Source organism: Erythrobacter sp. QSSC1-22B (genome assembly GCF_001678665.1).
GTDB lineage: Bacteria > Pseudomonadota > Alphaproteobacteria > Sphingomonadales > Sphingomonadaceae > Qipengyuania.
This window is the reverse complement of record NZ_LZRP01000006.1, coordinates 12161-38547: the sequence shown is the minus strand read 5'-3', so window position 1 is coordinate 38547 and position 26387 is coordinate 12161. Positions and strand designations below refer to the sequence as shown.

Below are 26387 nucleotides of genomic sequence, written 5' to 3'. Positions count from 1 at the left end.
CTCGCGCGACAAGCGTCTGGACACATCGGTTGCAATGTGGAACCTTCCTCTGCGGAGAGAGGAGCACAATATGCCCGCATTCGACCTGATCATTCGCAACGGCACCATCGTCGATGGTACCGGGGACAACCGCTTTACCGGAGACATCGCCATCAGGGACGGCCTGATCGCGCAGGTCGGCACGGTCACCGGCGACGCCGCCGAGGAGATCGATGCCGCAGGCCATCTGGTCACGCCCGGTTTCGTCGATATCCACACCCATTACGATGGCCAGGCGACCTGGGACCAGGAAATGGCACCCTCGAGCTGGCACGGCGTCACCACCGTGGTGATGGGCAATTGCGGGGTCGGCTTTGCACCCGCGCGTCCCGACCAGCATGAATGGCTGATCGGGCTGATGGAAGGCGTCGAGGACATCCCCGGCACCGCCCTGGCCGAAGGAATGACCTGGAAGTGGGAGAGCTTCCCCGAATATCTCGACGCGCTGGAAGAACTCCCCCGGACCGTCGATGTCGCCACCCACGTCCCGCACGGCGCGGTGCGCGCCTATGTGCTGGGCGAGCGCGAGCGGCCCGGCGCGGTCCCCACGGCGGACGACATCGCGCAGATGGCGCAGATCGTCGAGGAAGGCGTTCGCGCCGGAGCGCTGGGCTTTTCGACCAGCCGCACGGTTATCCATCGCGATATCGATGGCGAGGTCGTTCCCGGCACCACCGCCACGGCGGAGGAACTGATCGAGATCGGCCGTGCGATGGGCCGCGCAGGCCACGGCGTGTTCGAGATGGCCAGCGACATGAAGCGCGAATGGGACGAATTCGGCTGGATGGGGAAGATGAGCCGCGAAACCGGCCTCCCCGTCACCTTCGCCGCGCTACAATCGATCGCCAAGGAAATGCCGCTCGACGAACAGATCGCCGCGATGCGCGCCGAGAACGACAACGGCGCGAATATCGTCGCGCAGATCGCCTTGCGCGGCAATGGCATCGTGATGGCGTGGCAGGGCACGGTCCACCCCTTCCGCTTCCGCCCCAGCTTCCAGGCGATCGAGGAACTGCCGTGGGAAGAACAGCGCGCAAAGCTGCTAGACCCCGAGTTCAAGGCCCGGCTACTGGCCGAGCAGAACGACCTCTCGCAGGTCAACCAGGACATCCTGCCGCTGGTGATGGTGGTCTGCGGTGGCTGGGCGATGCAGTACCGGATGGACCCGGATTTCGATTACGAACCCCAGCCCGACGAAAGCGTGGCTGCGCACGCACAAGCGGCAGGCAAATCGGGCGAGGAATACGCCTACGACCTGCTGTGCAGCGACGATGGCAAGGGCTTCATCTACCTGCCGATCCTCAACTACGCCGATGGCAATCTCGATTTCCTCGAGACGCTCCAGCAAGACGATGACACGGTCAATTCGCTGTCCGATGGCGGCGCGCATTGCGGGACGATCTGCGATGCCGCCTCGCCCACCTTCATGCTCCAGCACTGGGTGCGCGATCGCACGCGCGGGACCATCGGACTCGAGAACGCGATCAAGCGGCAATGCGCCGACACCGCGCGGCTCTATGGGCTGGACGACCGGGGCATCATCGCGCCGGGTTACCTCGCCGATCTCAACATCATCGATTTCGAACGGTTGAAGCTGGGCAAACCCTGGCTCGCCTTCGACCTGCCCGCGGGCGGCAAGCGATTGCTCCAGAAAGCCGAGGGCTATGTGGCCACCATCAAGAACGGCGCGGTCACCTTCCGCGAGGGCGAATGGACCGGTGCCGCGCCCGGTGGATTGATCCGCGGTCCGCAACGCGTCGAGCTGGCGGAGGCCGCAGAATGAAAGCCATCCGCACCGGCGCGGCGCCATCGACCCTCGATGCGCTCGAATATGTCGATATCGACGAGGCCCCTGCCCCCGGCCCCGGCGAGATCACCGTGGCGATCAAGGCCAGCTCGCTGAATTATCACGATTATGCGGTGGTGAAGGGCATGATCCCGACCCCGCAGGGCCGCATCCCGATGTCCGATGGCGCCGGCGAGGTGACCGCGGTGGGCGACGGCGTGACCGAGTTTTCGGTCGGCGACAGCGTCGTCAGCACCTTCTTCCCCGACTGGCTCGACGGCGCCCCGCTGCGATCCGCCTTCACCCGCGTGCCGGGCGACGGGATCGACGGCTACGCCCGCGAGAGCGTGACCGCGCCAACCTCCGGCTTCACCCGCGCGCCCGCCGGTTTCTCGCATGCCGAGGCGGCGACGCTGACCTGCGCCGCGGTGACCGCGTGGCGCGCGCTGTTCGTCGATTATTCGCTCAAGCCGGGCGATACGGTGCTGGTACAGGGGACCGGCGGGGTCTCGATCTTCGCGCTGCAACTGGCCAAGGCGGCGGGGGCGACGGTGATCGCCACCAGTTCTTCGGATGCCAAGCTCGAACGGGTCCGGGAACTCGGCGCCGACCATCTGATCAACTACAAGGAAGTCGAGGCCTGGGGACCCAAGGCGCTGGAACTGACCGGTGGGCGCGGGGTCGATTGCGTCGTCGAGATCGGCGGGGCCGGCACGCTCGACCAGTCGATGCTGGCGACACGGATCGGCGGGCATGTGGCGCTGATCGGGGTATTGGCCGGAATGGCCGGACCGGTCCAGACCGCGCTGCTGTTCTCGAAGAACCTCAAGGTTCAGGGCCTGACGGTTGGCAGCCGGGCGATGCAGCAGGACCTGATTGCCGCGATCGAGGCCAATGGCATCCGTCCGATAATTAGCGACACCTTTGCCCTGCAGGACCTCGCCGAGGCCTTCCGCCACCAGGCGGCCAACAAGCACTTCGGCAAGATCGCGGTGGAAATCGGATAGCAAACCGCCTGCAATCGGCTTTGAATCCGGTTGCAATCGATATCGGCTGCCCGGCCATCATGGTCGGGCAGCCGAAATTCGCACCATGGTAATCTGAGGCGAAGCCCAGCCTCGCCGGGCCCGGGTTCAGACCCGCATCGGCATCAGCACGTAGAGCGCAGGCGCGTCCTCGCTCTTGCGGATCAGCGTCGGTGCGCCGGCATCGGCGAGGTGGAGTTCCACCGTATCGCTGTCGATCTGGCTCAGGATATCTTTCAGATAGCTGGCGTTGAAACCGATCTCGAACGGCTCGGAGGAATATTCCGCCGACAGTTCCTCGGCCGCTGTGCCATTGTCGGGGCTGGTCACGGTGAGCGTGACCTTGTCCTTCTCCAGCCCCATCTTGACCGCGCGGGTCTTCTCGGTGGCGATGGTCGCGACGCGGTCGACGCCCTGGAAGAAGCTGCGCGGGTCGACCCTGAGCAGCTTGTCGTTGCCGGTCGGGATCACCCGGCTGTAGTCGGGGAAGGTGCCGTCGATCAGCTTGCTGGTCAGCACCACGCCGCCGGTGCCGCCGAAGGTGAAGCGGATCTTGCTGGCGGAGAGATCGATCCGGACGTCGCTGTCCATCGCTTCCTCGAGCAGCTTACGCAGTTCGGCGACCGCTTTGCGCGGGACGATGACGTCGGGCATGCCCTCGGCGCCTTCGGGGCGCGGCAGCGTGAAACGCGCGAGCCGGTGGCCGTCGGTGGCGGCGGCTTTGAGCACCGGCTGATCCTCGTCGGAGACGTGGAGGAAGATGCCGTTAAGATAGTAGCGCGTTTCCTCGGTCGAGATCGCGAACCGGGTGCGGTCGATCAGCTCGGCCAGCGTCTTGGCGGGCAGCGCAAAGCTGGTCGGGAGGTCACCCTCGACGATCATCGGGAAATCGTCGCGCGGCAGCGTCGGCAGCTTGAAGCGGCTACGCCCGGCCTTGACGTCCATGCGGTTTTCCGCGGTTTCGAGGCTGACCTGGCTGCCTTCGGGAAGCTTGCGGGCGATGTCGAACAGGAGGTGCGCCGAAACGGTGATCGCGCCGGGCTCGTCGACGCTGGCGGCGGCCATGTGCTCGACCACCTGCAGATCGAGATCGGTCGCCATGACCTTGAGCGAGCTGTCGGTGCCCGCTTCGATCAGTACGTTGGAGAGGATCGGGATGGTGTTGCGCCGCTCCACGACCGACTGGACGTGGGAGAGGCAGCGCAGCAGCGTCGCGCGTTCGATGGTGGCCTTCATGGTATCGACTATCGTCCCTCTGAAGGGCGCAGGACAGGCCGGAATCGCCCCACCAGCGCCGGAATATGTCAGGGGGACCTTAGCGGGGCTGCCACACCGGGCAAGGTTCAACCTGTAGTGCGCGGGATTCCTTGGGGATAAAGCAAGCGAAACCGGCCTGCGGCACGCTTTCGCGCCACCGCCAGCCGGATACGCTCAGCCCAGCATCGCCATCCCGCCGTTCACATGCAGCGTCTGCCCGGTGACATAGCTCGCCTCGTCGCTGGCGAGATAGGCCACCGCCGCGCCGATATCCTCGCCTTCGCCCATCCGGCCCATCGGAATGCGCGCGTTGAGCGCCTCCTTTTGCGCCTCTGGCAGTTCGCCGGTCATCGCGGTGCGGATGAAGCCCGGTGCGACACAATTGACGGTTACCCCGCGGCTGGCGAGCTCCTGCGCCAGGCTCTTGGACATGCCGGTCAGCCCGGCCTTGGCGGCGGCATAGTTCATCTGCCCGGGATTGCCCGTCGTGCCGACCACGCTGGTGATCGAGACGATGCGGCCATGGCGCGCCTTCATCATCGGCCGGGCAGCAGCGCGCATCAGCCGGAAGGCGGCTTCGAGATTGATCCGGATGACTTCGTCCCACTCCTCGTCCTTCATCCGCATCGCGAGATTGTCGCGGGTGATGCCGGCGTTGTTGACCAGAATGTCGATCTTGCCGAGCGTGTCGATGGTGGCAGGCACCAGTTCCTCGACCTGCTTGGTGTCCGATAGGTTGCAGGTGATCTCGACATGATCGCCGCCGACCTCTTCCATCAATTGCTCGCGAAAGGCGCGCAGCTTGCCGCCGTTCGATCCCGACAGCGCCAGCCGCGCGCCCTGCCGTGCCAGCGCATAGGCGATCGACGAGCCGATCCCGCCGCTGGCACCGGTGACGAGGGCGGTTTTTCCTTCGAGCGAGAACATCACGAGCACTCCTTTGCAAAAGCTTCGAGGTCGGCCATCGTCACCAGGCTGCTGACCTGCGCATCGCTATCGATCCGCCCGACCATCGGGCCCAGCACCTTGCCGCCCAGTTCGACGAAATGCTCTACCCCGTCAGCGCGCATGGCAAGCACGCTTTCGCGCCAGCGGACGCGCCCGGTGACCTGGCGGACCAGCAGATCGCGTTCCTCCTGCGGGTCGGTGACGCGCGCAGCGGTGACATTGGCATAGAGCGGCACGGCAAAACCCTGCGGCGGGGTGCGTTCGAGCGCCTCCGCCATCCGTTCGGCGGCGGGCTGCATCAGCGAGCAATGGAACGGCGCGGAGACCGGGAGCTTGATCCCGCGCTTGATGCCATGATCTTTGGCCAGCGCAATCGCGCGCTCGATCGCCTCGGCATGGCCGGAGATGACAACCTGCGTGGGATCATTGTCATTGGCAATTTCGCAGACCTCGCGAGTGTTTGTAGGCGTGATGGCGGCAGCCGCGGCCAGCGCCGTCGCCTTGTCGATATCGGCGCCGAGCAGCGCGGCCATCGCGCCGACGCCGACAGGCACCGCCTCCTGCATCGCCTCGCCGCGCAGCTTGAGCAGCCGCGCGGTGTCGCCCAGCGTAAAGGCGTTAACGGCGCACAGCGCGGTGTATTCGCCCAGCGAATGCCCGGCGACGCAAACAGCCTTCTCGGCCAGCACAACGCCGAATTCGCGCTCGAGCACGCGCAAGGTGGCGATGGCATTCGCCATGATCGCGGGCTGGGCGTTGGCGGTCAGCGTCAGCTGGTCCTCGGGGCCCTCGCGCATGATCGTGGACAGCTTCTGCGCCAGCGCGTCGTCGACTTCCTCGAACACCTCGCGCGCATGCGCGCTGGCCGCGGCGAGATCGACGCCCATGCCGATTTTCTGGCTTCCCTGGCCGGGAAAAATGAATGCTTTCATGCCGGTTCTCCTCTGGGGGCAAGGCCCCTATGCGGCGTGCGGCGCTTCGACAAGTCCGAAGGGGACGATCCGATTGTGCGCGTTGTGTCCGATCTGCGCGCGGCCGAGATAGGGGATGTCCGAGCGGCTGCACCAATCCTCCACGATTGCCACGCCATCGCTGCCGAACGGGCGATCGTTCTCGGGCACCCTGGTCACCTCGCCCAGCCTGATTCCTGCCACACCATCAAGATGCTGGGTCACATGGAACATCATCCGGTCGATGGCATAGATATGCTCAGCGACTTCCTCGATCATCACCACATGTCCGGCAAGTGGCGGCATGAATTCGGTGCCGACGAGCATCGCCAGCGTCATCAGGTTGAATGCCACCGCAGGCTTACCGCCGACGCTCTCTTCCTGACCCGAGGGGTCCCCCGCAAGCCAGTCGAGCGAGCGACGCACGGCAGCTTCGCCGCCCTCGCGCTTCAAATCGACCGGCATGGGTGCGTGAACCGGCTGGCCGATCCCGGCGCGATAGAGCGCGCCCAGCATGGTGCCGCAGTCGGAATAGCCGAGGTAGCTCTTGCGCGCCGCGTGCTGGTTCATCCCCGCAAGCGCGGCGCGAGCGATGCGGTTCGAACCATAGCCGCCCTTGGCGAACCAGACCGCGTCGAAACCGGGATCGTTGGCGCATTCGAGCAATGCGGCGAGCCGCACCGCATCCGATCCGGCGAAATGCCCCTCGCTGGCGAAGCACTGTTCGTGGAAGCTCAACTCGAGCTGAGGATAGTCCTTCACCGCCAACTCGGCGACCCGCTGGGCGAGCTTGCGCTTGAGCGGGGTGGCGGGGGCGCAGATGGCGACGCGTTTCATCGTGCACCGCTCTAGCGCGCCTCTCCCGGCTTGTCATTGCCGGCACAACTCAATAGCGGATCGCACAATGAGCGACTTTCCCACCCCCGACGAACTGCTGGCCCGCCCCTTTTTCTTCGTCGGAATCGGCGGATCGGGAATGCTGCCGCTGGCGCAGATCCTGCGCGGGCGCGGCGCGGTGGTGGCGGGGTCCGACCGCAGCTTCGATCAGGGCCATTCGCCCGAGAAATTCGCTGCGCTTGAGAGCCAGGGTTTCGCGCTCCACCCGCAGGATGGCAGCGGCATCGTCTCGCGCGACCAGATCGTGGTCGCCTCGGCCGCGGTCGAGGACACGGTGCCCGAGATCGCCCGCGCCAGGGATCTCGACTGCCTCCGCCTGACACGAGCCGAGCTCAACTCGATCCTGTTCAACACCAGCGGCGCCGGGCTTGCGGTCGCGGGCACCAGCGGCAAGTCCACCGTCACCGGGATGCTCGGCTGGATTCTCCACGCCACGGGTCGCGAACCGACGATCATGAACGGCGCGGTGATGACCAATTTCGTCTCGCCCGAGCGCCCCTTCGCCAGCGCGGTGGTGGGTGGCCAGAGCCTTTATGTCAGCGAGGTCGACGAGAGCGACGGTTCGATCGCGCTCTACCGGCCGGCGGTCGGCGTGCTGCTCAACGTCAGCCTCGACCACAAGAGCATGGAGGAACTGCGCCAGCTGTTCGGCGACTATCTGGCGCGCAGCCGGATCGCGGTGGTCAATGCCGACGATCCCGAGGCGCTCGCATTGCTGCCCCATGCAAGCGAGGCGATCACCTTTGGGATCGCGCAGGAGCAGGCGCAGATCGGGATCGTGCCCGGTTCGATCGCCGAAGGGCCGATGCGCCAGGCGGCGCTGGTGGTGGACCGTCACGACGGCGGCGAACATCCGCTGCGGCTGGGCCTGCCGGGGCGGCACAATCTCTCCAACGCGCTCGCCGCGATCGCCGGAGCGGCGGCGGCGGGCGTTCCGGTGGCGGCCGCGGTCGAGGCGCTGGCGGGTTTCGACGGACTGTCGCGCCGCTTCGAACTGATCGGCGTTTCGCCCGCAGGCATCACCGTGATCGACGATTTCGGCCACAATCCCGAGAAATGCGCAGCGACTCTGCGGACGCTGAAATCGCATAAGGGCCGCGTGCTCGCGTTCTTCCAGCCGCATGGCTACGGGCCGCTGCGCCAGATGGGCGACGAGCTGGCTGCAATTTTCGCAGATCTGCTCGATAGCGAGGACAGGGTATTCCTGTGCGATCCGGTCTATTTCGGCGGCACGGTCGATCGCAGCGAGGGCAGCGAGCGGATCGTGGGGCTGATCGAGCAGGCGGGAGGCATGGCAGAGCATATCCCGAGCCGAGCCGATGTCGGCGAGCGACTGGCGCAGCTGGCGCGACCGGGCGACCGGATCGTGGTGATGGGCGCGCGCGACGATACGCTCTCGGTGTTTGCACGAGAGCTTTACCGGCGGCTGGCGTGAACACGACCGGCTAGGCCGGGTCCATGGTATCGTAAAGCCGTCCGCCGTGGCGCTTGGCGGTCCCGGCATTGTACAAGACGCTGCAATCGCGACCGCCGTCCTTTGCTCGATAGAGCGCGGCATCGGCATCGGCAAAGGCCTGGTGCATCAATTGCCCCTGCCCCATCACGGCTCCGATGCTGACCGTCACCGCAGGCAGATCGACCGGCGACTCCGCGCCATCGACCCTGATCAGGGTCAGCCTGAGCTTCTCGGCGAGTTGCATCAGTTCCTGCCCGTCCACCGTGTCGGCGACGATTGCGAATTCCTCCCCGCCCAGGCGATAGACCCGCGCGCCCGACTGCTCGTTGAGCGCATCGCGCAGGATCGCGGCGACGTGGCACAGCACCGCGTCGCCGACCTGATGCCCGTGCTCGTCGTTTACCGCCTTGAAGCGGTCGATATCGGCAAGCAGCAGCCCCTGTCCGCTCTTGAGCCGCGCAACCATGTCGAAGGCACGCCGATTGGCGAGGCCGGTGAGCCCGTCGGTATTGGCCATCTGGCCCAGCCTGATCGCCTGGGTACGCGCTTGGTCGCGATCGTCGCGCAGCGCCAGGAAACGATCGCCGACGCCGAGCGAGGTGAAGATGGCGAGCACGACCATCGCAACGAAGACGCCGTCCTCGAGCGCAAAACCGAATTCGACCAGACCCAGCGCGACCAGCAGCCGCAGCAATCCGACCGCCATCAGCACCGACAGCCCGAGCGCCGCCCAGCGCGCGCCGCGGCTGCCACGCGACAATGCCAGCGCGACCGCGACCGCGACCATCAGCGCGCTGGGTACGAGACTTGCCATCAGCCAGGCGTTGACCGTTATCCGCAGCGCCTCGCCGCCGATCAGCGCGACGATCTTCACCAAGATCGGAATCATCGCCGCGACGATCAGCGCCGCATTGATGCCATGGCTCAGCAACCGGTCCTCGATCAGCCCGCGCACCACCATCACCGCGCTCGACAGCGCGAGGACGAAGGCCAGCGCCGTCGCCCGCCAGCGCAGACCCAGTTCGAGATCGGGAAGGAGTTCGAAGATCAGCCCCGACTGGAGCAGCGTGTAGCAGGTCATCGCGCCCACCATGCCCAGATGCCAAAGCACGAAAGGCTGCCGCAGGATGCGGTAGAACAGCAGGTCGTAAATCAGCGGGAGAATCAGCAGACCGATAACCAGCACATAGGCCAGCGAACGCAGATAATGCGCCTCGGCGCTCCGGGCCTGGGTGAGGATTCGCGCCTTGGCGGTGGTGGCCGCCGAATAGGGCCGCTCCACCACAGTATCCACCGCGACCAGCCGCGCGGCTTCGTCGGGGATCGGCACGCTGAAGCGGTTGCCGGCAAACCAGTTGCGCGCGGCCATCTGGCGATCGACATCGATCAGACGCTGGGTCCCGTCGGCATAGGTGAAACGCACCAGCATCGAGGAGAAATCCGAGGCCTCGGTCTGCCACACCAGCCCCTTGCTCCCGGGCAGGAGCCGGCTCGGCACCTCCACGAAAGTCCGGACGAAGCGATCGCGATGGCTGAAGCGCTTGCCGCTGCACCGCAATTGCCCGCGCGGGATGTCGAAAGCGGCGCTGGCCGATTCGGCCCCGGCGGTGCAGGTCAGCGATTTGAGCGGCAGCGGCTGCGCAGCCAGCGGCGCGGCCCACAGCAGGCCGAACGCGCACACCATCGTCGCCAGAAGTCGATACAGCCCCACCGGCTCTCCCATCCCATTCGAGAGCCATGCCCGGCAACTTTGCTGCCAGCCGTTTCCTCTCCCGTCGCTGGTGTACCAATTCGGGAAACCGAATGGCCAGCGGTTTCCGTATAGCTTAACCATATGGCGGTCGAACTAGTGAGCGCCCGCTTCGTTTCCGATCTTGAGAACCTTGTGGAGTATCAGGGCGATAACCACCCCCAGCGCCAGCCCGACCAATGCCGACAAAGCGGCATAGGTAGCCCAGCCCAGAACCCCGGCGAGACCGCCGGTGGCCCCTTCGACCGCCACTTGCGCATCATGCGCCCAGTCGGACAGGGTGTGCAGGCCAAGCTCGTGCATCCCGTGGAGAATGATCCCGCCACCGACCCACAGCATCGCGATCGTGCCCACGAAGGACAGCGCCACCAGCAACACCGGCATCGCCTTGAGCAGCCCGCGCCCGACGCTGCGGGCGAGTTGCGACGGCTTTTCGGCCAGATGCAGGCCGAGATCGTCCATCTTCACGATCAGCGCCACCGCCCCATAGACGAACACCGTCACCGCGATCCCGACGACCGCCAGCACCCCGGCGCGGGTGACGAAATCCTCGGCGGCGACCTCGTTGAGCGTGATCGCCATGATTTCCGCCGAGAGGATGAGATCGGTGCGGATCGCTCCCGCGACCCGCTGCTTCTCGAACTTGGCCGGATCCTCGATCGGGTCGTCGAGCGTCTTGCCATGCTTGGCGCCGCCCAGCTTCTCCATCACCTTTTCCGCGCCCTCGTAGGAAAGATAGGCGCCGCCGGCGAGCAGGATGAAGATGATCGCCGATGGCAGAAAGAAGCTGAGCAGGAGCGCGCCCGGCAACAGGATCAGCAGCTTGTTCTTGAGGCTGCCCTTGGTGATCTGCCAGATGATCGGCAGTTCGCGCGCCGGCTTGAAGCCGGTGACATAGGACGGCGTCACCGCGGCATCGTCGATCACCACGCCGGCGGTCTTGGTCCCGGCCTTGCTCGCGGCTATACCGATGTCGTCGATCGACGCGGCCGCGGCGCGGGCAATTACGGTTACATCGTCGAGCAGGGCGACCAGTCCAGCGGGCATCGAGAAATCCTTTGTGGTGTGCTTGCGGTGGCCCCTGCCCTGCCCGCATCATCCCGACAAGCCTTGCTTTCTGCACCGACCGCGTTATGTGCCCGGCTTCCCCGCCTGCGCGGGGATTCGAAGAAAGCCGGAGGGGCCCCGCGGAACCGCTGCGGACAAGCCAGCGATCGGTGTTAGTGAAAGGACCAAGGCATGGCTCTTTATGAGCATGTATTCTTGGCGCGTCAGGACCTCTCCCAGAGTCAGGTCGACCAGCTGGCCGCCAATGCAACCGAAATCGTCGAGAAGAATGAAGGCCGGGTCACCAAGACGGAGACCTGGGGCCTCAAGAACCTCGCCTACAAGATCGACCGCAACCGCAAGGCACACTTCGTGATGCTCAACATCGAGGGCCCCGGCGCCGTCGTGCACGAGCTCGAGCGCCAGACGCGCATCAACGAAGACATTATCCGCTATATGACCATCCGCGTCGACGAGCACGAGGAAGGCCCCAGCGTGATGATGCGCAAGAACGAGCGCGACAAGAAGCGTCGCAGCGACCGCGAGGAGCGCAACTGATGGCCCGCCCGTTTTTCCGCCGCCGCAAGTCCTGCCCGTTCTCGGGCAAGGGCGCTCCCGCGATCGACTACAAGGACGTGCGTCTGCTGCAGGGCTTCATGTCCGAGCGTGGCAAGATCGTCCCCAGCCGTATCACCGCCGTCAGTGGCAAGAAGCAGCGCGAGCTGGCCAAGGCGATCAAGCGCGCCCGCCAGATCGGCCTTTTGCCCTACATCGTGCGCTGAGGAGAACAGACATGGATATCATACTCCTCGAACGTATCGGCAGCCTCGGCGGGATTGGCGATGTCGTCACCGTCAAGGACGGCTTCGCGCGTAACTTCCTGCTCCCGCAGAAGAAGGCCCTGCGCGCCAACGGCGCGAACAAGAAGGTCTTTGAAGCCAATCGCGAGCGTCTCGAAACCGAGAATGCCGATCGTCGGACCGAAGCCCAGGCTGCTGGCGAAAAGATCGCCGGTGCCGAAGTGGTGCTGATCCGCGCTTCGTCGAACGCCGGCCAGCTCTATGGCTCGGTCAACGTCCGCGACATCGTTGCCGGGCTCGAGGCCCAGGGCCACGAAGTCGACAAGAAGCAGGTCATTCTGGGCAGCCCGATCAAGATGCTGGGCATGCATGAAGTGACCGTGGCCCTCCACCCCGAGGTCCACATCACGGTCAAGGCCAACGTCGCTCGTTCGCAAGACGAAGCCGACCTGCAGAGCCAGGGCGTCGACGTTCTTGCCCAGGCATTCGAAGACGACCAGGCCGAGATCGAGAAGATGGCCGACGCCAACCGCACCGATCCCGACCTCGAGCCGGGCGAAATTCCGTCCGACATGCTCGAAGACGGCGTCAGCACGGATGACGACACGAGCCAGCGCGAAGCACTGATCGAAGCGACCGACCCGGACGCCGACGACAGCTGATCGCACTCTCATCGACAACAAATGGGCGCGGCGGCTTCGGTCTCCGCGCCCTTTTTGTAAGCCGCGCAATCGGCTAGTTGTCACGCCACCAGAACAAAAGCCGGGCTAAGGGGCCGAATATGGAATCGATCGACCAGATCCTCGACAAGCTGCAGTCCGTTTACGATGCGGCGGTGGAGCGGCTGCGCAGCGATGTCATGGCCTTCGGACGCGATCGCACGCTGCCCCCGCCCGAACGCCGCAAGGACGGTTCCTACGCCTATCCCGAGCTGCGGCTGCGTTTCCGCGGCGGCGACCAGCCTGCGGATCGCAGCCGCGCCTTCGGCCGGCTCAACGCGCCCGGGCTCTACACCACCACCGTCACCCGGCCCGCGCTGTTCCGCGACTATCTCGCAGAACAGCTCCAGCTGATCTCCTCCAATTACGAGATCGAGGTCGAGGTCGGTTCGTCGCAGCAGGAAATGCCCTTCCCCTATGTTCTCGACGGCCAGGCCGGCGCGGAACTGGCGGGCGTCGATCCCAACGAGGTTGCGCGGTATTTCCCCTCAACCGATCTCGCCGACATCGGCGACGAACTGGCCGACGGGATCGAGCTGGAGCACCCGGACGATCCGATTCCGCTGTCGCTGTTCGACGGGCTCCGCACCGATTTCAGCCTCGCCCGGCTGGCGCATTACACCGGCACGCGGCCCGAGGACTTCCAGCGCTTCATCCTGTTCACCAACTACCACCGCTATGTCGACGAATTCGTCGACTGGGCGGGCGCACAGCTTGGCACGGGCGGCTATACCGAGCTCGCCGGCGCCGGCGGACTGCGGCTGTCCGAACAGACCGCCAATGCCAGCGCGCAATTGTCCGACACCGCCTGGCGGCGCCACCAGATGCCCGCCTATCACCTGGTCGGCGAAGGCCGCGGCGGGGTGACGCTGGTAAATATCGGGGTCGGCCCCTCCAACGCCAAGACGATCTGCGACCACCTCGCGGTGCTGCGCCCCGAAGCTTGGCTGATGATCGGCCATTGCGGCGGGTTGCGCCCCAGCCAGAAGATCGGCGACTATGTGCTCGCGCACGCCTATCTGCGCGACGATCACGTGCTCGATCCGGTGCTGCCCCCCGAAATCCCCCTCCCCGCGATCGCCGAGGTCCAGCAGGCGCTGGCCGGCGCGGCGGAGGAAGTCTCGGGCGAACACGGCTCCGACCTCAAGCGGCGCTTGCGCACCGGCACTGTCGTCACCACCGACGATCGCAATTGGGAACTGCGCTACACCAGCTCGGCGCGGCGGCTCTCGCTCAGCCGCGCGGTCGGGATCGATATGGAAAGCGCCACCATCGCGGCGCAAGGCTACCGGTTCCGCGTGCCCTACGGCACGCTGCTGTGCGTCAGCGACAAGCCGCTGCATGGCGAGATCAAGCTGCCCGGCCAGGCCAACAAGTTCTACGAAGAGGCGATCGCCGCGCATCTCCAGATCGGGGTGACCGCCTGCCGCCGACTGCGCGAGGAAGGGCCGCGGCTCCACAGCCGCAAGCTGCGCGCCTTCAACGAACCGCCGTTCCGCTGAGCCGGCTGGGAGGGGCAAATACCCCTCCCCCCGCCGGCTTGTTCTTCGGCGCCCGCAAAGCGCGGAAGCTGCCACGCGCTTCCTGCATGGCAACAGCAACAAGCTCCGGTTCGGAGGCTCAGCGGTGCGGGGGCGCGCGGGTCAGCGCCCCGGAAGCGGCACCAGCGCAAATTCGAGGCCGTAACGCGCCTCGATGGTGATCTCGCCGGGTTCGATCGGCGTTTGCGCGATGCGCGCGCCGGTCACCACGATCGAACCGCTCCCCCTCCCGAGCTGGACCTGACTGTCCGAAACCAGCAGCACCCTTGCGACTCTCATCCCGAGCGCGCTCGCGGTCGCATCCGCCTGGGCGCGCGCCTCGCGCAGGGCTTCGGCTTCGGCCCGCCGCGTCAAGCGCTCGACATTCTCCTCGGCGACCGCGAACTCCGGCCCGCTGATCGAATTGGCCCCGGCATCGAACAGCGCGCTGACCAGATCGCCGGCGCTTGCCAGATCGCGGCTTTCCACCGTCACCGCACTGCTCGCGCGAAATCCCAGGATGCGGTCGGCACTCGCGTTTCGAGTGTCGGCGAATTGCGGATCGACCGACAGCCCCGAAGTCTGGATCTGCTCGGGCGGGATGCCCGCCTCGCGCAAGGCCGCGATCACCGGGGCGAGCTTGCGATTGTTGGCATCGAGCGCGGCGGCCGCGCTCTCGCCGGTGGTGACCACTCCCAAGGTGATTGTCATCACTTCGGGCACGGCGGCAATCCGACCGGTCCCCTGCACCCGCAGGATCGTCTCGTTCGCGGCAATAGAAGGGCGCGCCATCTCGGTTTGCGCTGCCAGCGGCGGAGCAAATCCCAGCGTGAGAGCACCAAGACCAAGCAATCTCATTTTCATCACGAGTACCCCTCCCTTTCGGACTTCAGCCCGCCCCCTTGGTCTTCGTCTTGCCCGCCTGGGCATGGGCAACCATGAAATCGATGATCTGGCCGGCGATATCCTTTTCGGTCGCCTTCTCGATGCCTTCGAGCCCCGGCGAGGAATTCACTTCCATGATCACCGGGCCGTGATTGGAGCGCAGCATGTCGACGCCGCAGACGTTGAGTCCCATTCGCTTGGCCGCGCTGACTGCGGTCGAGCGTTCGGCGGGGGTAATCTTGATCAGCTGCGCGCTGCCGCCGCGGTGGAGGTTGCTGCGGAAATCGTCGGGCGCGCCGGTGCGCTTCATCGAGGCGACCACCTTGCCGCCAACCACCAGTGCGCGGATGTCGGTGCCGCCAGCCTCCTTGATGAACTCCTGGACCAGGATGTTCACATTGGCGCCGCGGAAGGCCTCGATTACGGATTTGGCGGAGGACATGGTCTCGGCGAGCACCACGCCGATGCCCTGCGTCCCCTCGAGCAGTTTGATCACCACGGGCGGGCCCTTGACCGCCCGGATGATTTCCTCGGCCTGCTTGGGATCGTTGGCATAGGCGGTAAGCGGCAGGCCCAGCCCGTATTTGGCGAGGATCTGCATGCTGCGCAGCTTGTCGCGGCTCCGCCCGATGGCGACGCTTTCGTTGAGCGACCAGGTGCCGCGCATCTCGAACTGGCGCAGGATCGAGAGACCATACTGGGTGATAGAAGCCCCGATCCGCGGGATCACCGCGTCGTAGCTTTCGGCCGGCTCGCCATTGTAGAACACTTCGGGCCGGTGGCTGGCGATATGGACTGTGCAGCGCAGCGTGTTGAGGATGTCGAGCTGGTGCCCGCGTTCCTCCGCGGCTTCCTTGAGCCGTCGGTGCGAATAGAGGTTCGCATTGCGTGCGAGCATGGCAATTTTCATCGGGGGAGCCTCACGGTTTGTGGCCTGCGACGACATCGCGACCATGGGTCTGCAGCCAGGAATAGCCTGAATCGACGAGGAAATGGCGGCGCAATGCGGAGCGCCCAATCAACATCGGAAATTTCATGTCGGAGCGATCGGCCAAGCTGATCTCGGCGCGGAATTCGACATCGCCGATCAGGATGGGGGTCTTGATGATCATCCGTCGCTGCGTTTCGCCGTTCGAGCTTGTGATCCCGCGCCAGTCGACATGCACCGCCTCGCAGACCTGCCGGACATGCTGCTGCGCATAATCGACCGCGAAACGGACATAGGCTTCGCCGTCGCGCTCGAATTGCTCGATGATCGTGCCGTGGAGCGAGGAGGTGCGCGCGCCGGTATCGATCTTGGCCGGAATCGCGGTCAGCCCGAGCTCGGGCAGCGCCACCAATTCGCGCCAGCCGACGACCGGCAGGGCTTTGCGCTCGTCTGTCACGGGAGGATCGCCAGGCCATCGCCACCGTCACCGGCGGCCAGTCGGCGGAGCACACGCCCGCTGGCGTAATCGACCTCGGCGATGGTGTCGTCGCCGGTTTCGGCAACGTAGATCCGATTCCCATCCTGCGACCAGATCACCGTAACCTGCATGCGCTCCTGCGCGCCGTCCGGCCCACTCACCGCGATCGAGCGGGTCACTTCGGCGCGCGCCAGGTCGATCACCGAAAGCCCGCCATCGGCGAGGTCGGAGGTAACCGCGACATCGCCCTGCGGACGGATCGCGAGCCGCAGCGGGAAGGTGCCGGTATCGAGCTCGCTACGGATCTCGAGCGACATCGGGTCGAGGGCGAAAGCCTTGTCGGACCCGCGCGCGCTGACCCACAGCGTCTGGCCATCGGGGGCAAGCGCGATCCCTTCGGGCTCCACCCCGACCGCGACCGAGAGCGGCGCGCGGCGGGTGACCAGATCGACCCGCGTGACGGTCCCCGAGCCCATGTCCACCGTCCAGGCGTGGCGCGCATCGGCCGAGACGGCGAGCATGTGGCTGCCTTCCTGCCCGGTGCCGGATTCGAAAGTCTCTGCCCGGCCCAGCGGATCGCGGACCCAGACCACCGAATTGCGCCCTTCGGCGGTCGCGTAGAGCGCGCCATTGGCGTGCCACACGATCCCGTGCGGGCGGGCGTTTTCGCCCAGCTCCACGCTCTTGACCCGGACCAGATCGCTGATGCGGAAGATATCGAGACTGGTGCCGCCGTAGCAGGCCAGCGCCACATGCGCGCCATCGGGCGAGGTCGCCAGCTCGTGGGGATTGGTGCAGCTGGGAACGCTCACAACCTCCTCGCCGCTGGCGAGATCGATCTTGGTCAGCGTGTTGCCGAACTTGTTGGCGACGAACAGCGACCCCGTTTGCCCGTCGACGCCCGAAGCTGCGGGGGCCTCCGCGAGCGGCTGGCCGATCGGAGCGCAGGCGGCAAGGCCCAGCGCGATGGCGAGGGTCGAGATAATGCGCATGATCGTGGAGCTCCCGTGATTCGGCAAAATCTGCCGCGTCCTTCTGCGATAGACTGCCAGTCTACCTGCAGGGGGCAACGCTCACAAGCGGCGCCCGGCGTCCTCTGCCGGGCCAAGCCATTCGGCCATCGCCTGCCCGAGATCGGGCTTGGTGACGCTGCCCATATGCGTGCCCGGCACCTCGACATAGGTCGCATCGGGCAGCATCGCGGCAAGCTCCTCCGCCGAGCCATTGTCGCGATCCTCGTCGCCGCACACCACCAGCGTGGGCATGGCGACATTCGCCAGCTGCGCCAGATCGAGATCGGGCATGGTGTCGAGCAGCAACCGCGCCGCGACCCGGTCGACCCCTTGCGATTTGAGGAACTGAACCGAGAAATAGGCCGGGTCGCCCTTCCCGATGCTGTCGAACTCGTCGATGACGCGTTTGAAATGCGCCACGCGCTTCTGCCACTCGCCCAGCCCCGCGGTGCCCATCCCGCCGACGATCAGCCGCTGCGGCGTCAGCGCCCCGGTGGCAACGCCATGCAGCGAGGTCCGCGCGCCGAGCGAAAAACCGCCCAGATCGTAATCCTCCAGCCCGAGATGCGCGACCAGCGCCGCGACATCGCGGACCAGCACATTGGCCGGATAGGCCTCGGGCGTGCGCGGCGAAGCGCTCTCGCCATGAACGCGGAAATCGAGCATCAGCACTTCATAACCCAGCTCCGCGATCCTGCGGTCGTGGCCCCATTTGATCCAGTTCATCTGCGCGCTCGAGAACAGCCCGTGCAGCAGCACCAGCGGCCGCCCCGCCCCCACCCGGTGCAGCGCGAGCTCGGTGCCATCGAAACTGGCAAAGCGTTCGGTGGTCGTATCCATCAATCTGTCCCTGTCAGGAAAGCCACCCAGCCCGAGCTTGTGTCGGGCTGGGTTTGGTGCGTTTTCGCTTCGGGTGGAAGGATGATCCACGGCTGCTTGCTGGCGACCCAGAAATGCGCATGAATTTCAAGCAGCGCGCTGTTGTCGAGCGTGCCGCAGCGCAGCGAGCCGAAGCCCGGATTGCGGTCGTTGGTCGCATAGATACGCGCCAGACATGTCTCGCATCCATGGATGGTCGAGACCGCACCGCTGGGCTGGACCATGGTGCCCGCCTTCACCGGTCCTTCGAGAGTTATGTCCCTCTCGGCGAAGAGCATATGCTCGCTGAAGGCACTTCCGGTGCGGGTCTGGCAATCCGTGCAGTGGCAGGCATAGGGCGGCAACCGCATGCCTTGGGCCAGGCGGTAACGGACTGCCCCGCAATTGCACCCGCCGGTCAGTTCGCCATGGGGCGGGCTCATCGCTGGACCAGCCCCCGCTGCTCCATTCGCCAGCGCACCATCTCGATGCGGTCCTGGCCGAAGAAGGGTTCGCCCTCGAACACCAGCGTCGGCACGCCCCAATGGCCCGCGGCCTCGAGCGCGTCCTGATTGGCGGCGATCTCGGCGTCGAGCGTCTGTGCGTCGCGCTCGGCCTCGACGTCGAGTTCGGCGAGATCGAGCCCGGCGCGGGTCGCGGCGCCGGCGAGGTGATCGCCCTCGTTCCAGCCCTCGGCCCCGCCCCAGATCAGCCGGCCCGCCTCATGCGCGAAGGCAAGGCCCTTGCCGCGACGCGCCGCCGCCTGGCCGAGCCTCGTGATCCGGCGGATATGCGGCTGGTCCTCGGCGATCCGCCTTGTGGCGGTGTCCTGGACGATGGGGTCGGGCCGTGGAGGGCCGAAGGGAATATCGTGGAATTGCGCCACGCGCATCATGTCGCGCATGGTGTAGCCCAGCCAGTTGGGATGGTTGCGCTCGAAGAAATCCGGCTGGCGCACCGCCAGCGGCCAGACCGGGCGCAGTGCGATGTCGAGATCGCAGGCCTCCGCCATCGCGCGGTAGCGGCCCACGGCGAGATAGCTATAGGGCGAGCGGAAGCTGAAATAGAGCTCGGCAGTGAGGGTCATCGCGCCATTCTCGCGCAGGTCAGCGGAAGAAGCAATTCGTGCCCGCGTGGAGCGATTCCACCTGCCGCGCGGCGCCCTCGCCGGTGAGGAAACCGAAGACACCCGCAGGGGTGGTGAATTCCTCGCCCAGCGTGCTGTCCGCGATCATCTCGACTTCGTAGGCCTCGGCGAGTTCGGCTTCGCTGCTGTCGAGCGCGATCCCCTCGGCGGTGGCGATATCCGCGCTGTCGCCGTCTTCATCATCGCGCAGCGACCAGCCGACCAGCGCACCGTCCTGAAAGTTCAGCGTCAGACCGCCGGGATATTCGGTGAAGGCCATCGGTCCGGCGCCGCATTCGGTGTTGGTCCCGGCGTCGCGAGCTTCGCTAAAGACCTTGGCCAGTTCCGCTTCGACAGGCGCGCGCTGGCTTCCGAAGGTCAGCATGGTGCCGAGCGGGCCGGTGACCTCGAGCCCGTCGCCGCGCAGGCGGACGACGCCAGCCGGATCGGCGGGCAGATTGGGAGTTTCCTGCATCGCGACCTCGGAGCCTTCTGCAGCATCCTCAGGCGCGTTCTCGCTGCAGGCAGCAAGCGCCAGCGCCGCCACGCCGATCATCGTCCAACGCATGGTCATCGCAGCCCTACCCCTTCTTGAGACACTCGCGGCCGAGCAGTTCCGCGATCTGCACCGCGTTGAGCGCAGCGCCCTTGCGCAGATTGTCCGACACGCACCACAGATTGATCCCGTATTCCACCGTCGGGTCCTCGCGCACCCGGCTGATATAGGTCGCGCTGTCGCCCGCGGCCTCCACGGGCGTGACGTATCCGCCGTCCTCGCGCTTGTCGATCAGCATGATCCCGGGCGCCTCGCGCAGGATATCCTGCGCCTGTTCGGCGGTCATTTCCTCTTCGAACTCGATGTTCACCGATTCCGAATGGCCGACGAACACCGGCACCCGCACGCAGGTCGCGGTGAGCTTGATCTTCGGGTCGAGGATCTTCTTGGTCTCGACCACCATCTTCCATTCTTCCTTGGTCGAACCGTCGTCGAGGAAGCTGTCGATATGCGGGATGACGTTGAAGGCGATCTGCTTGGTGAAAGCCACGGTCTCGACCGGATCGCCGACGAAGATCGCGCGGCTCTGCTGGAACAGTTCGTCCATGCCTGCCTTGCCCGCGCCCGAAACCGACTGGTAGGTCGCCACCACCACGCGCTTGATCCGCGCGACATCGTGGAGCGGTTTCAGCGCCACCACCAGCTGCGCGGTCGAGCAATTGGGGTTGGCGATGATGTTGCGCTTGGAATAGCCGTGGATCGCTTCCGGGTTCACCTCGGGGACGATCAGCGGCACATCGGGGTCCATGCGGTAGAGCGAGGAATTGTCGATCACCACGCAGCCCGCCGCCGCCGCCTTGGGCGCGAATTCCTTGGCCGGGCCGCTGCCCGCGGCGAACAATGCGATATCCCAGCCGGCCCAGTCGAAATGCTCGATATTGCGGCATTTCAGCATCTTGCCGGTGTCGCCGTATTCGACCTCGAGGTTGTGGCTGCGGCTCGATGCGACCGCCGCCACCTCGTCGATGGGGAACTCGCGCTCGGCCAGCACCTGCATTATCTCGCGCCCAACGTTCCCGGTCGCTCCGACGACTGCCACACGATAACCCAAATGCTGTCTCCTAGAGGTTTGCATGCGGGACATAGCGATGCCGCCGCCGTTCACAACCGCAAGCTGCCGCTCACTCGGGCGGCGCCACCCCATGGCTCTCGAAGAAGCGGAACACCGTGTTGTAACGATGCGGCGAGATCTGCTCGCCCGACACGCGGTGGGTGTAGCCGGGGTAGAGCATCATCTCGAAGGGCACATTGCCCTCCTGCATCGCGGCGATCACCTCGGTGGCATTTTCGAACACCACATTGTCGTCCGCCATGCCGTGGATCACCAGCAGCGGATCGATGATGCTGGTCGCCTCGGGAATGGCGGAAGCGGCAGTATAAGCAGGTCCATCTGCTTGCGGCGTGCCCATGTAGCGCTCAGTATAATGCGTGTCGTAAAGCTCCCAGCGGGTGACCGTTGCGCCCGCAACCCCGGCAGCGTAGAGCCCCGGATCGGCCTGCAACTGCTTGAGCGTCATGTAGCCGCCGTAGGACCAGCCATCCAATGCGATCTTGTCGGGATCGACGAAATCGAGCGTCTTGAGGAACTCGGCGCCCAGCTTCTGGTCGCGCACCTCGACCCCGCCCATCCCGCGATAGATCGGCTGTTCGAAGGCGACCCCGCGATTGGCCGAGCCGCGGTTGTCGAGCGCGAACCAGATATAGCCCTTGTCGACGATCGCCTGTTCGAGCGGCGCGCTCCAGCCCCGCTGCACCACCTGCGGGCCCGGCCCACTGTAGTGGTAGTAATAGACCGGATAGCGTTTGCCCGGTTCCATTGCGGGGCGGATCATCTTCCAGTGCAGCTCGGTGCCGTCCTCGGCGAGGATGGTCCCGAATTCGGGCGCCCGGTGGCTGGCGAGGTGGGGCGCGTAGGGATGCTCGGCATCCACCGCGTTCTCCTCGATCCAGGTCAGCCGCTCGCCACCGGTGTCGGCGATATAGCTTTGCGTCGGCTGGTCGGGCCTGGAACGGCTCACCAGCAGCGTCTGCGCCTTGCCATCCATGCTCGCCGAATTGACATAGCCGGGATCGGTCAGCCGCGCGATCGCGGAGGGATTGTCGAGATCGAAGCTGTAGACCTGCTGCGCCAGCACATCGTCCATCGTCCCCTGGAAATAGACCCGGCCCGCCTGCTGATCGACCCCGACCAATTTGGTGACCATCCACTCGCCTCGCGTGAGCTGGGTCCAGGCGCCATCGGCATAGCGATAGAGATGGCCGAACCCGTCGCGTTCGGACCACCAGATCAGCGATCCGTCGTCGAGCCATTTGTAATCGTCGGACAGGTTGATCCAGTAATCCTCGACCGCCGCGCGTTCGGTGAACACCACTTCGCTCGCGCCGGTCGCGGGATCGACCCGCAGCATGTCGAGCACGGTCTGCTCGCGGTTCTGGCGCTGGACGTAGAGCGCGCTGCCATCGGGCGCCCAGTCGACCCGCGCGAGATAGATATCGGTCTCGGCACCCAGATCGACCTTCACCCGGTTCTGGCCGTCGGGATCCATGACGAAAAGCTCGACCAGCGCATTGGCGCTGCCCGCCACGGGATAGCGCTGGTCATAGACTCGCGTACCGGTCGCGCCGATCGCCGCGCGGGTAACCACGCCGACTTCGCTCTCGTCGAAGCGTTCGACCGCGATCCGCCTGTCCTGCGGGCTCCACCAGTAGCCGGTGAGCCGCGCCATCTCCTCCTGTGCCACAAACTCGGCCTCGCCCCAGCGCACGTTCTCGTTCTCCTCCTGCGGAGTGATCGGCGCGGCCTCGCCGCCGACTTCGCCCACCCAGAGCCGCCGGTCGCGCACGAAGGAAACATATTCACCCGTTTCGCTCAGCGCCGGGTTGAGTTCGCTTTCCTCGGTGTCGGTCAGACGCAGCGTGCTGCCGTCGAGCCGCGCGAGATAGAGATCGCCATCGAGCGGGACCAGCACGCCCGAACCGTCGCTCGTCCATTGATAGTCGATGATGCCCTTGAGGCTGCCCACCCGGGCGCGCTCGCGCTGCATCTTCTCGTCCTCGGACAATTCGCGCCCCGTCCCCAGCGCCTCGCTGTCGACCAACATCCGCCATTCGCCGCTGGTCCGGTCGTAGCCCCACAAATCGTAGCGCTCGCGGTCGCTCTCGCGGTTGCGCAGCAGGGTGAGGAACCGCCCGTCGGGCGACAGCTTCGCCTGACGCGGGCTCGGCCCGTCGAGGTCGGGGCTGGCGAAGACGCGTTCGAATGTCAGTTCGGGAGCGGCGGTCATCGCGTGATCGTCCGCGAGCGCGGGAGCGGCAAGGCAAAGCGCGGCGGTGGCAAGCAGCATTGAACGCATGTCAATTCAAACCTCGTCATTGCGAGCGAAGCGAAGCAATCCAGGGCGCGTCCTGGATTGTCGCGCAACCTCCGGTTGCTCGCAATGACGACAATTTGTCCGGTTTGCAAAGGCGCGTTTGCAAAGGTTCAGTGCCGCGCCCAACGCAAAAGGCGCCCCGGCCGAAACCGGAGCGCCTTTCGTATTGCGATGGCGAAAGCCTTATGCCTTGGGCGCGTTGTCGCGGCGTTCGGCGATACGGGCGCGCTTGCCGGTGCGGCCGCGCAGGTAATAGAGCTTGGCGCGACGCACGATGCCGCGGCGAACCACGGTGATCGAATCGACGATCGGCGAATAGAGCGGGAAGACGCGTTCCACGCCTTCGCCGAAGCTCATCTTGCGCACGGTGAAATTCGATCCCATGCCGCGGTTGGAGCGCGCGATCACGACGCCTTCGAAGTTCTGGACACGCTCGCGCGCGCCTTCGACGACCTTCACGCCGACGCGAACGGTGTCGCCCGCGCGAAATTCGGGAATATCCTTGCCGAGGTTCTCGATGGCTTCCGCCTCGAGCGTTTGAATCAGGTTCATCGACCTAAGTCCTTCAGTCTTTATGCCGCGCGCCAGAGGCAGGCTGGTCCCGAACGCCACTGCGGCATTCCCAAAGGTCCGGCCTGCGTAACCGTGTGTCGTGTTCGCTGCGTGACTGGCGCCACGCAGCGATCTTCGCATGATCCCCCGATCGCAGCACTTCGGGGATCGTGCGCCCTTCCCATTGCTGAGGTCGGGTATATTGCGGGTACTCGAGCAGGCCGTTCTCGAACGACTCTTCGGTCCCGCTGGAAGGCGCGCCCATTACGCCGGGAAGCAGCCGAATGCAAGCATCCAGTATCGCCAGCGCGGCGGGCTCGCCGCCGGACAGCACCAGATCGCCCAGGCTGACCTGCTCGATTGCCGGACGCGCCTCGAATAGGCGTTCGTCGAAACCCTCGAACCTTCCGCACAGGAGGGTGAGCCCGGGCCCATCCGCGATGGCACGGATGCGCGCCTGGCTGATCGGCGCACCGCGCGGGGTCATCGCCAGGACTGGGGCCTCGGGCCTAAGCTCGACCGCGCGATCGACCGCCGCGGCGACCACATCGCATTTGAGCACCATGCCTGCGCCACCGCCCGCAGGCGTGTCGTCGACGGTGCGGTGCTTGTCGGTGGCGAAATCGCGGATCTGGAGCGTCTCGCACGACCAGTCCCCCCGCTCGAGCGCACGCCCGGCAAGCGACACCCCCAGCGGCCCGGGAAACATCTCGGGGTAGAGCGTCAGGATGGTGGCGGCGAAGCTCATCGGGTCCAGTTCTCCGTGGCGAGGCCGGGGATATCGGCAAAGTCGCGCGGATTGTTCGTTACCAGCGTGCGGTCGAGTGCCAGAGCGTGCGCGGCGATCAGGCGGTCGAAACTGCGCCGTTTCATTTCGAGATGTTGCATGATCTGCCCATAGCTGGATGCCGCCACGGAATCGAACGCTTCGACTTCGATCCCGGCCAGAAAAAGATCCAGCCGCCGCTCGTCATTCTTGGGATCGGCGGAGGATCTGCTCCCGACCCGCAATTCGGCGACGGTGATCGTCGAGACCGAAAGCCGCCCGAACTCCTCGGCCATTCGAATGGGAATGTCCGAAGAGCGAGAAAGCAGGAACTCGATGCAGATGTTGGTGTCGAGCAGATACATCAGCGGCTGGCCGAAGCCTCGCTGCCGCTCCAGTCGCGGCGATCCTGCTCGTTGGCGGGGCGGCCTTCTGCCATCCACCCCTGCGACATGCTCCCGGCCAGCGCCAGGAAGCCTTCCTTCAAGCGGCTGACCGGCGTCGCCGTCAACGAGCCGTCGCCATGCTTGACCAGCCGGAATTCCTCCCCGGCTTCGATGCCGAGTTCGGCCGGCATCCGGATCGCGATCGAATTGCCGGATTTGAAACTCTTGGCGGGATAGTTTTCACCCATTTGCGCTCTCCGTATATACTTCGAGTATATACAAATCCGGTACTGGCATCAAGCCGCGCTTCCGGGCAGAGTCGAGCGCACCATCAGGAGGGTTCAATCGGCATGACGGACACCATCGACGATTGCATCATCGTGGGCGCGGGGCCGGCGGGGCTCACTGCGGCGATCTATCTGGCGCGCTATCACCTTGCGATCCGCATGTTCGACTGCGGCACCAGCCGCGCAAGCTGGATCCCGATGAGCCACAATCACGCGGGCTTTCCCGACGGCATCAGCGGACCGGACCTGCTAGAGCGGATGCGCGACCAGGCGGCGAAGTACGGTGCGCTGCGCGAGCCTAAGCGGGTGACCGAACTGGCGCGCTCCGGAGACGGCATTTTCACCGTGCGCTGCGACGACGAGACCTATCGGGCACGCTCGGTGCTGCTCGCCACCGGGGTGGTCAATCGCCGCCCCGAGGGGATGGCGGACGAGTTCCACGACGAGGCACTGGCGCGCGGGCTGCTGCGCTATTGTCCGGTCTGCGATGGCTACGAGGTCACCGACAAGCGCGTCGCGGTGCTGGGCACGGGCGATCACGGCACCGCCGAGGCGCAGTTCCTGCGCGGCTACACCGCCGATCTGACGCTGATCTCGCCGCATGGCGATCACGACCTGTCCGACGCCTGCAGCGCCGCGCTCGACGAGGCGGGGATCGCCCGCGTCGCCGGCCCCTGCAGCGAGTTCGCGCTCGACCACGGCGGGATCGGCGTCGCAACCGGCGACGGCTGGATGCGCTTCGACAGCGTCTATCCGGCGTTGGGGTCGGACATTCGTTCGGGGCTGGCGTCGGCTTGCGGTGCCACAACCTCCGACGATGGTTGCATCCTGGTGGACGACCATCTCGAGACCGATGTCCCGGGCCTGTTCGCCGCGGGCGATGTGGTGGTCGGGCTCGACCAGATCAGCCATGCCATGGGCCAGGCAGGCGTCGGCGCCACTGCGATCCGCAATTTCCTCGGGGAGCAGCGCCCGCTGCGCCGCTGA

The 26387-nt window shown here is 65.8% G+C and carries 28 protein-coding genes; 8 read left to right on the top strand and 20 right to left on the bottom strand.

Annotated elements, in window-relative coordinates; translation table 11 throughout:
• Positions 1-70: 70 nt before the first annotated feature.
• Both A9995_RS10765 and A9995_RS10760 read left to right on the top strand, forming a co-directional pair.
• Positions 71-1822 (top strand): amidohydrolase family protein, encoded by a 1752-nt coding sequence (locus A9995_RS10765; RefSeq protein WP_067612821.1) that lies wholly within the window; start codon positions 71-73, stop codon positions 1820-1822.
• Positions 1819-2832: an NAD(P)-dependent alcohol dehydrogenase gene (locus tag A9995_RS10760; RefSeq protein WP_067612819.1), complete on the top strand. Its 1014-nt coding sequence runs from the start codon at positions 1819-1821 to the stop codon at positions 2830-2832. The genes A9995_RS10765 and A9995_RS10760 overlap by 4 nt, the downstream gene beginning before the upstream one ends.
• Positions 2833-2958: 126 nt before the next feature.
• On the opposite strand, the gene dnaN is transcribed toward A9995_RS10760, so the two are convergent.
• The 4 genes from dnaN to A9995_RS10740 form a co-directional block, all read right to left on the bottom strand.
• Positions 2959-4086, bottom strand: coding sequence for a DNA polymerase III subunit beta (gene dnaN / locus A9995_RS10755; RefSeq protein ID WP_067612816.1), 1128 nt, complete (start codon positions 4084-4086; stop codon positions 2959-2961).
• 195 nt (positions 4087-4281) lie between these two features.
• The gene (gene fabG, locus A9995_RS10750) at positions 4282-5034 is read right to left on the bottom strand and encodes a 3-oxoacyl-ACP reductase FabG (protein ID WP_067612814.1); all 753 of its coding nucleotides are present in this window, start codon (positions 5032-5034) and stop codon (positions 4282-4284) included.
• Positions 5034-5987 (bottom strand): ACP S-malonyltransferase, encoded by a 954-nt coding sequence (gene fabD, locus A9995_RS10745; RefSeq protein ID WP_067612811.1) that lies wholly within the window; start codon positions 5985-5987, stop codon positions 5034-5036. The genes fabG and fabD overlap by 1 nt, the downstream gene beginning before the upstream one ends.
• A 27-nt stretch (positions 5988-6014) precedes the next feature.
• On the bottom strand, positions 6015-6842 hold the full coding sequence (locus A9995_RS10740; protein WP_067612808.1) for an LD-carboxypeptidase: 828 nt from the start codon (positions 6840-6842) through the stop codon (positions 6015-6017).
• Between the two features lie 67 nt (positions 6843-6909).
• Here A9995_RS10740 and A9995_RS10735 point away from each other — a divergent pair, with 67 nt between their 5' ends.
• Positions 6910-8337 carry a Mur ligase family protein gene (locus A9995_RS10735; RefSeq protein WP_067612805.1) on the top strand — a complete coding sequence of 476 codons (1428 nt, stop codon included), beginning with the start codon at positions 6910-6912 and terminating at the stop codon, positions 8335-8337.
• Positions 8338-8347: 10 nt separating this feature from the next.
• On the opposite strand, the gene A9995_RS10730 is transcribed toward A9995_RS10735, so the two are convergent.
• Both A9995_RS10730 and A9995_RS10725 read right to left on the bottom strand, forming a co-directional pair.
• The gene (locus A9995_RS10730) at positions 8348-10069 is read right to left on the bottom strand and encodes a diguanylate cyclase (protein WP_168157388.1); all 1722 of its coding nucleotides are present in this window, start codon (positions 10067-10069) and stop codon (positions 8348-8350) included.
• Positions 10070-10204: 135 nt separating this feature from the next.
• Positions 10205-11155, bottom strand: coding sequence for a DUF808 domain-containing protein (locus A9995_RS10725; RefSeq protein WP_067612799.1), 951 nt, complete (start codon positions 11153-11155; stop codon positions 10205-10207).
• 192 nt (positions 11156-11347) lie between these two features.
• On the opposite strand from A9995_RS10725, the gene rpsF reads away from it, so the two are divergent.
• From rpsF to A9995_RS10705, 4 genes are all read left to right on the top strand, one after another.
• The gene (rpsF, locus tag A9995_RS10720; protein ID WP_067612796.1) at positions 11348-11713 is read left to right on the top strand and encodes a 30S ribosomal protein S6; all 366 of its coding nucleotides are present in this window, start codon (positions 11348-11350) and stop codon (positions 11711-11713) included.
• A complete protein-coding gene (gene rpsR / locus A9995_RS10715) occupies positions 11713-11937 on the top strand; it encodes a 30S ribosomal protein S18 (RefSeq protein WP_067612794.1) in 225 nt (74 codons plus the stop codon). The genes rpsF and rpsR overlap by 1 nt, the downstream gene beginning before the upstream one ends.
• Before the next feature lie 11 nt (positions 11938-11948).
• The gene (rplI, locus tag A9995_RS10710) at positions 11949-12617 is read left to right on the top strand and encodes a 50S ribosomal protein L9 (protein WP_067612791.1); all 669 of its coding nucleotides are present in this window, start codon (positions 11949-11951) and stop codon (positions 12615-12617) included.
• Between the two features lie 119 nt (positions 12618-12736).
• Positions 12737-14176 carry an AMP nucleosidase gene (locus tag A9995_RS10705; RefSeq protein WP_067612787.1) on the top strand — a complete coding sequence of 480 codons (1440 nt, stop codon included), beginning with the start codon at positions 12737-12739 and terminating at the stop codon, positions 14174-14176.
• A gap of 141 nt (positions 14177-14317) precedes the next feature.
• Here the strand turns inward: A9995_RS10705 and A9995_RS10700 are convergent, their stop codons facing one another.
• The 14 genes from A9995_RS10700 to A9995_RS10635 all read right to left on the bottom strand — a co-directional run bounded on the left by A9995_RS10700 (position 14318) and on the right by A9995_RS10635 (position 25361).
• A complete protein-coding gene (locus A9995_RS10700; protein ID WP_233998196.1) occupies positions 14318-15058 on the bottom strand; it encodes an SIMPL domain-containing protein in 741 nt (246 codons plus the stop codon).
• Positions 15059-15083: 25 nt separating this feature from the next.
• Positions 15084-15989 carry a 30S ribosomal protein S6--L-glutamate ligase gene (rimK, locus tag A9995_RS10695; RefSeq protein ID WP_067613268.1) on the bottom strand — a complete coding sequence of 302 codons (906 nt, stop codon included), beginning with the start codon at positions 15987-15989 and terminating at the stop codon, positions 15084-15086.
• A gap of 10 nt (positions 15990-15999) precedes the next feature.
• The gene (locus A9995_RS10690) at positions 16000-16464 is read right to left on the bottom strand and encodes a RimK/LysX family protein (RefSeq protein WP_067612781.1); all 465 of its coding nucleotides are present in this window, start codon (positions 16462-16464) and stop codon (positions 16000-16002) included.
• Positions 16461-17477: a beta-propeller fold lactonase family protein gene (locus A9995_RS10685; RefSeq protein ID WP_067612779.1), complete on the bottom strand. Its 1017-nt coding sequence runs from the start codon at positions 17475-17477 to the stop codon at positions 16461-16463. Before A9995_RS10685 ends, A9995_RS10690 begins: the two co-directional genes overlap by 4 nt.
• 81 nt (positions 17478-17558) lie before the next feature.
• The gene (locus A9995_RS10680; protein WP_067612775.1) at positions 17559-18338 is read right to left on the bottom strand and encodes an alpha/beta fold hydrolase; all 780 of its coding nucleotides are present in this window, start codon (positions 18336-18338) and stop codon (positions 17559-17561) included.
• Positions 18338-18799: a GFA family protein gene (locus tag A9995_RS10675; protein WP_082992648.1), complete on the bottom strand. Its 462-nt coding sequence runs from the start codon at positions 18797-18799 to the stop codon at positions 18338-18340. Before A9995_RS10675 ends, A9995_RS10680 begins: the two co-directional genes overlap by 1 nt.
• Positions 18796-19443: a 2-hydroxychromene-2-carboxylate isomerase gene (locus A9995_RS10670; RefSeq protein ID WP_067612769.1), complete on the bottom strand. Its 648-nt coding sequence runs from the start codon at positions 19441-19443 to the stop codon at positions 18796-18798. The genes A9995_RS10675 and A9995_RS10670 overlap by 4 nt, the downstream gene beginning before the upstream one ends.
• 19 nt (positions 19444-19462) lie before the next feature.
• Positions 19463-20056, bottom strand: coding sequence for a hypothetical protein (locus A9995_RS10665; RefSeq protein WP_082992647.1), 594 nt, complete (start codon positions 20054-20056; stop codon positions 19463-19465).
• Between the two features lie 7 nt (positions 20057-20063).
• Entirely contained in the window at positions 20064-21089 is a 1026-nt protein-coding gene (locus A9995_RS10660) for an aspartate-semialdehyde dehydrogenase (RefSeq protein ID WP_067612766.1), read from the bottom strand.
• 70 nt (positions 21090-21159) lie between these two features.
• Positions 21160-23391 carry a S9 family peptidase gene (locus A9995_RS10655; protein WP_067612763.1) on the bottom strand — a complete coding sequence of 744 codons (2232 nt, stop codon included), beginning with the start codon at positions 23389-23391 and terminating at the stop codon, positions 21160-21162.
• Positions 23392-23592: 201 nt separating this feature from the next.
• The gene (rplS, locus tag A9995_RS10650; protein WP_067612760.1) at positions 23593-23961 is read right to left on the bottom strand and encodes a 50S ribosomal protein L19; all 369 of its coding nucleotides are present in this window, start codon (positions 23959-23961) and stop codon (positions 23593-23595) included.
• 13 nt (positions 23962-23974) lie between these two features.
• Positions 23975-24709 (bottom strand): tRNA (guanosine(37)-N1)-methyltransferase TrmD, encoded by a 735-nt coding sequence (gene trmD / locus A9995_RS10645; RefSeq protein ID WP_067612756.1) that lies wholly within the window; start codon positions 24707-24709, stop codon positions 23975-23977.
• Positions 24706-25092, bottom strand: coding sequence for a type II toxin-antitoxin system VapC family toxin (locus A9995_RS10640; RefSeq protein WP_067612753.1), 387 nt, complete (start codon positions 25090-25092; stop codon positions 24706-24708). The genes trmD and A9995_RS10640 overlap by 4 nt, the downstream gene beginning before the upstream one ends.
• The gene (locus A9995_RS10635; protein WP_067612750.1) at positions 25092-25361 is read right to left on the bottom strand and encodes a hypothetical protein; all 270 of its coding nucleotides are present in this window, start codon (positions 25359-25361) and stop codon (positions 25092-25094) included. The genes A9995_RS10640 and A9995_RS10635 overlap by 1 nt, the downstream gene beginning before the upstream one ends.
• Before the next feature lie 102 nt (positions 25362-25463).
• On the opposite strand from A9995_RS10635, the gene A9995_RS10630 reads away from it, so the two are divergent.
• Positions 25464-26387, top strand: coding sequence for an NAD(P)/FAD-dependent oxidoreductase (locus tag A9995_RS10630; protein ID WP_199797257.1), 924 nt, complete (start codon positions 25464-25466; stop codon positions 26385-26387).

Bases quoted from the DNA above. Each gene is read 5' to 3' on its own strand.
- A9995_RS10765 (WP_067612821.1), top strand. From the start codon at position 71: ATGCCCGCATTCGACCTGATCATTCGCAACGGCACCATCGTCGATGGT.
- A9995_RS10760 (WP_067612819.1), top strand. From the start codon at position 1,819: ATGAAAGCCATCCGCACCGGCGCGGCGCCATCGACCCTCGATGCGCTC.
- dnaN (WP_067612816.1), bottom strand. From the start codon at position 4,086: ATGAAGGCCACCATCGAACGCGCGACGCTGCTGCGCTGCCTCTCCCAC.
- fabG (WP_067612814.1), bottom strand. From the start codon at position 5,034: ATGTTCTCGCTCGAAGGAAAAACCGCCCTCGTCACCGGTGCCAGCGGC.
- fabD (WP_067612811.1), bottom strand. From the start codon at position 5,987: ATGAAAGCATTCATTTTTCCCGGCCAGGGAAGCCAGAAAATCGGCATG.
- A9995_RS10740 (WP_067612808.1), bottom strand. From the start codon at position 6,842: ATGAAACGCGTCGCCATCTGCGCCCCCGCCACCCCGCTCAAGCGCAAG.
- A9995_RS10735 (WP_067612805.1), top strand. From the start codon at position 6,910: ATGAGCGACTTTCCCACCCCCGACGAACTGCTGGCCCGCCCCTTTTTC.
- A9995_RS10725 (WP_067612799.1), bottom strand. From the start codon at position 11,155: ATGCCCGCTGGACTGGTCGCCCTGCTCGACGATGTAACCGTAATTGCC.
- rpsF (WP_067612796.1), top strand. From the start codon at position 11,348: ATGGCTCTTTATGAGCATGTATTCTTGGCGCGTCAGGACCTCTCCCAG.
- rpsR (WP_067612794.1), top strand. From the start codon at position 11,713: ATGGCCCGCCCGTTTTTCCGCCGCCGCAAGTCCTGCCCGTTCTCGGGC.
- rplI (WP_067612791.1), top strand. From the start codon at position 11,949: ATGGATATCATACTCCTCGAACGTATCGGCAGCCTCGGCGGGATTGGC.
- A9995_RS10705 (WP_067612787.1), top strand. From the start codon at position 12,737: ATGGAATCGATCGACCAGATCCTCGACAAGCTGCAGTCCGTTTACGAT.
- A9995_RS10700 (WP_233998196.1), bottom strand. From the start codon at position 15,058: ATGAAAATGAGATTGCTTGGTCTTGGTGCTCTCACGCTGGGATTTGCT.
- rimK (WP_067613268.1), bottom strand. From the start codon at position 15,989: ATGAAAATTGCCATGCTCGCACGCAATGCGAACCTCTATTCGCACCGA.
- A9995_RS10685 (WP_067612779.1), bottom strand. From the start codon at position 17,477: ATGCGCATTATCTCGACCCTCGCCATCGCGCTGGGCCTTGCCGCCTGC.
- A9995_RS10680 (WP_067612775.1), bottom strand. From the start codon at position 18,338: ATGGATACGACCACCGAACGCTTTGCCAGTTTCGATGGCACCGAGCTC.
- A9995_RS10675 (WP_082992648.1), bottom strand. From the start codon at position 18,799: ATGAGCCCGCCCCATGGCGAACTGACCGGCGGGTGCAATTGCGGGGCA.
- A9995_RS10670 (WP_067612769.1), bottom strand. From the start codon at position 19,443: ATGACCCTCACTGCCGAGCTCTATTTCAGCTTCCGCTCGCCCTATAGC.
- A9995_RS10665 (WP_082992647.1), bottom strand. From the start codon at position 20,056: ATGACCATGCGTTGGACGATGATCGGCGTGGCGGCGCTGGCGCTTGCT.
- A9995_RS10655 (WP_067612763.1), bottom strand. From the start codon at position 23,391: ATGCGTTCAATGCTGCTTGCCACCGCCGCGCTTTGCCTTGCCGCTCCC.
- rplS (WP_067612760.1), bottom strand. From the start codon at position 23,961: ATGAACCTGATTCAAACGCTCGAGGCGGAAGCCATCGAGAACCTCGGC.
- trmD (WP_067612756.1), bottom strand. From the start codon at position 24,709: ATGAGCTTCGCCGCCACCATCCTGACGCTCTACCCCGAGATGTTTCCC.
- A9995_RS10640 (WP_067612753.1), bottom strand. From the start codon at position 25,092: ATGTATCTGCTCGACACCAACATCTGCATCGAGTTCCTGCTTTCTCGC.
- A9995_RS10635 (WP_067612750.1), bottom strand. From the start codon at position 25,361: ATGGGTGAAAACTATCCCGCCAAGAGTTTCAAATCCGGCAATTCGATC.
- A9995_RS10630 (WP_199797257.1), top strand. From the start codon at position 25,464: ATGACGGACACCATCGACGATTGCATCATCGTGGGCGCGGGGCCGGCG.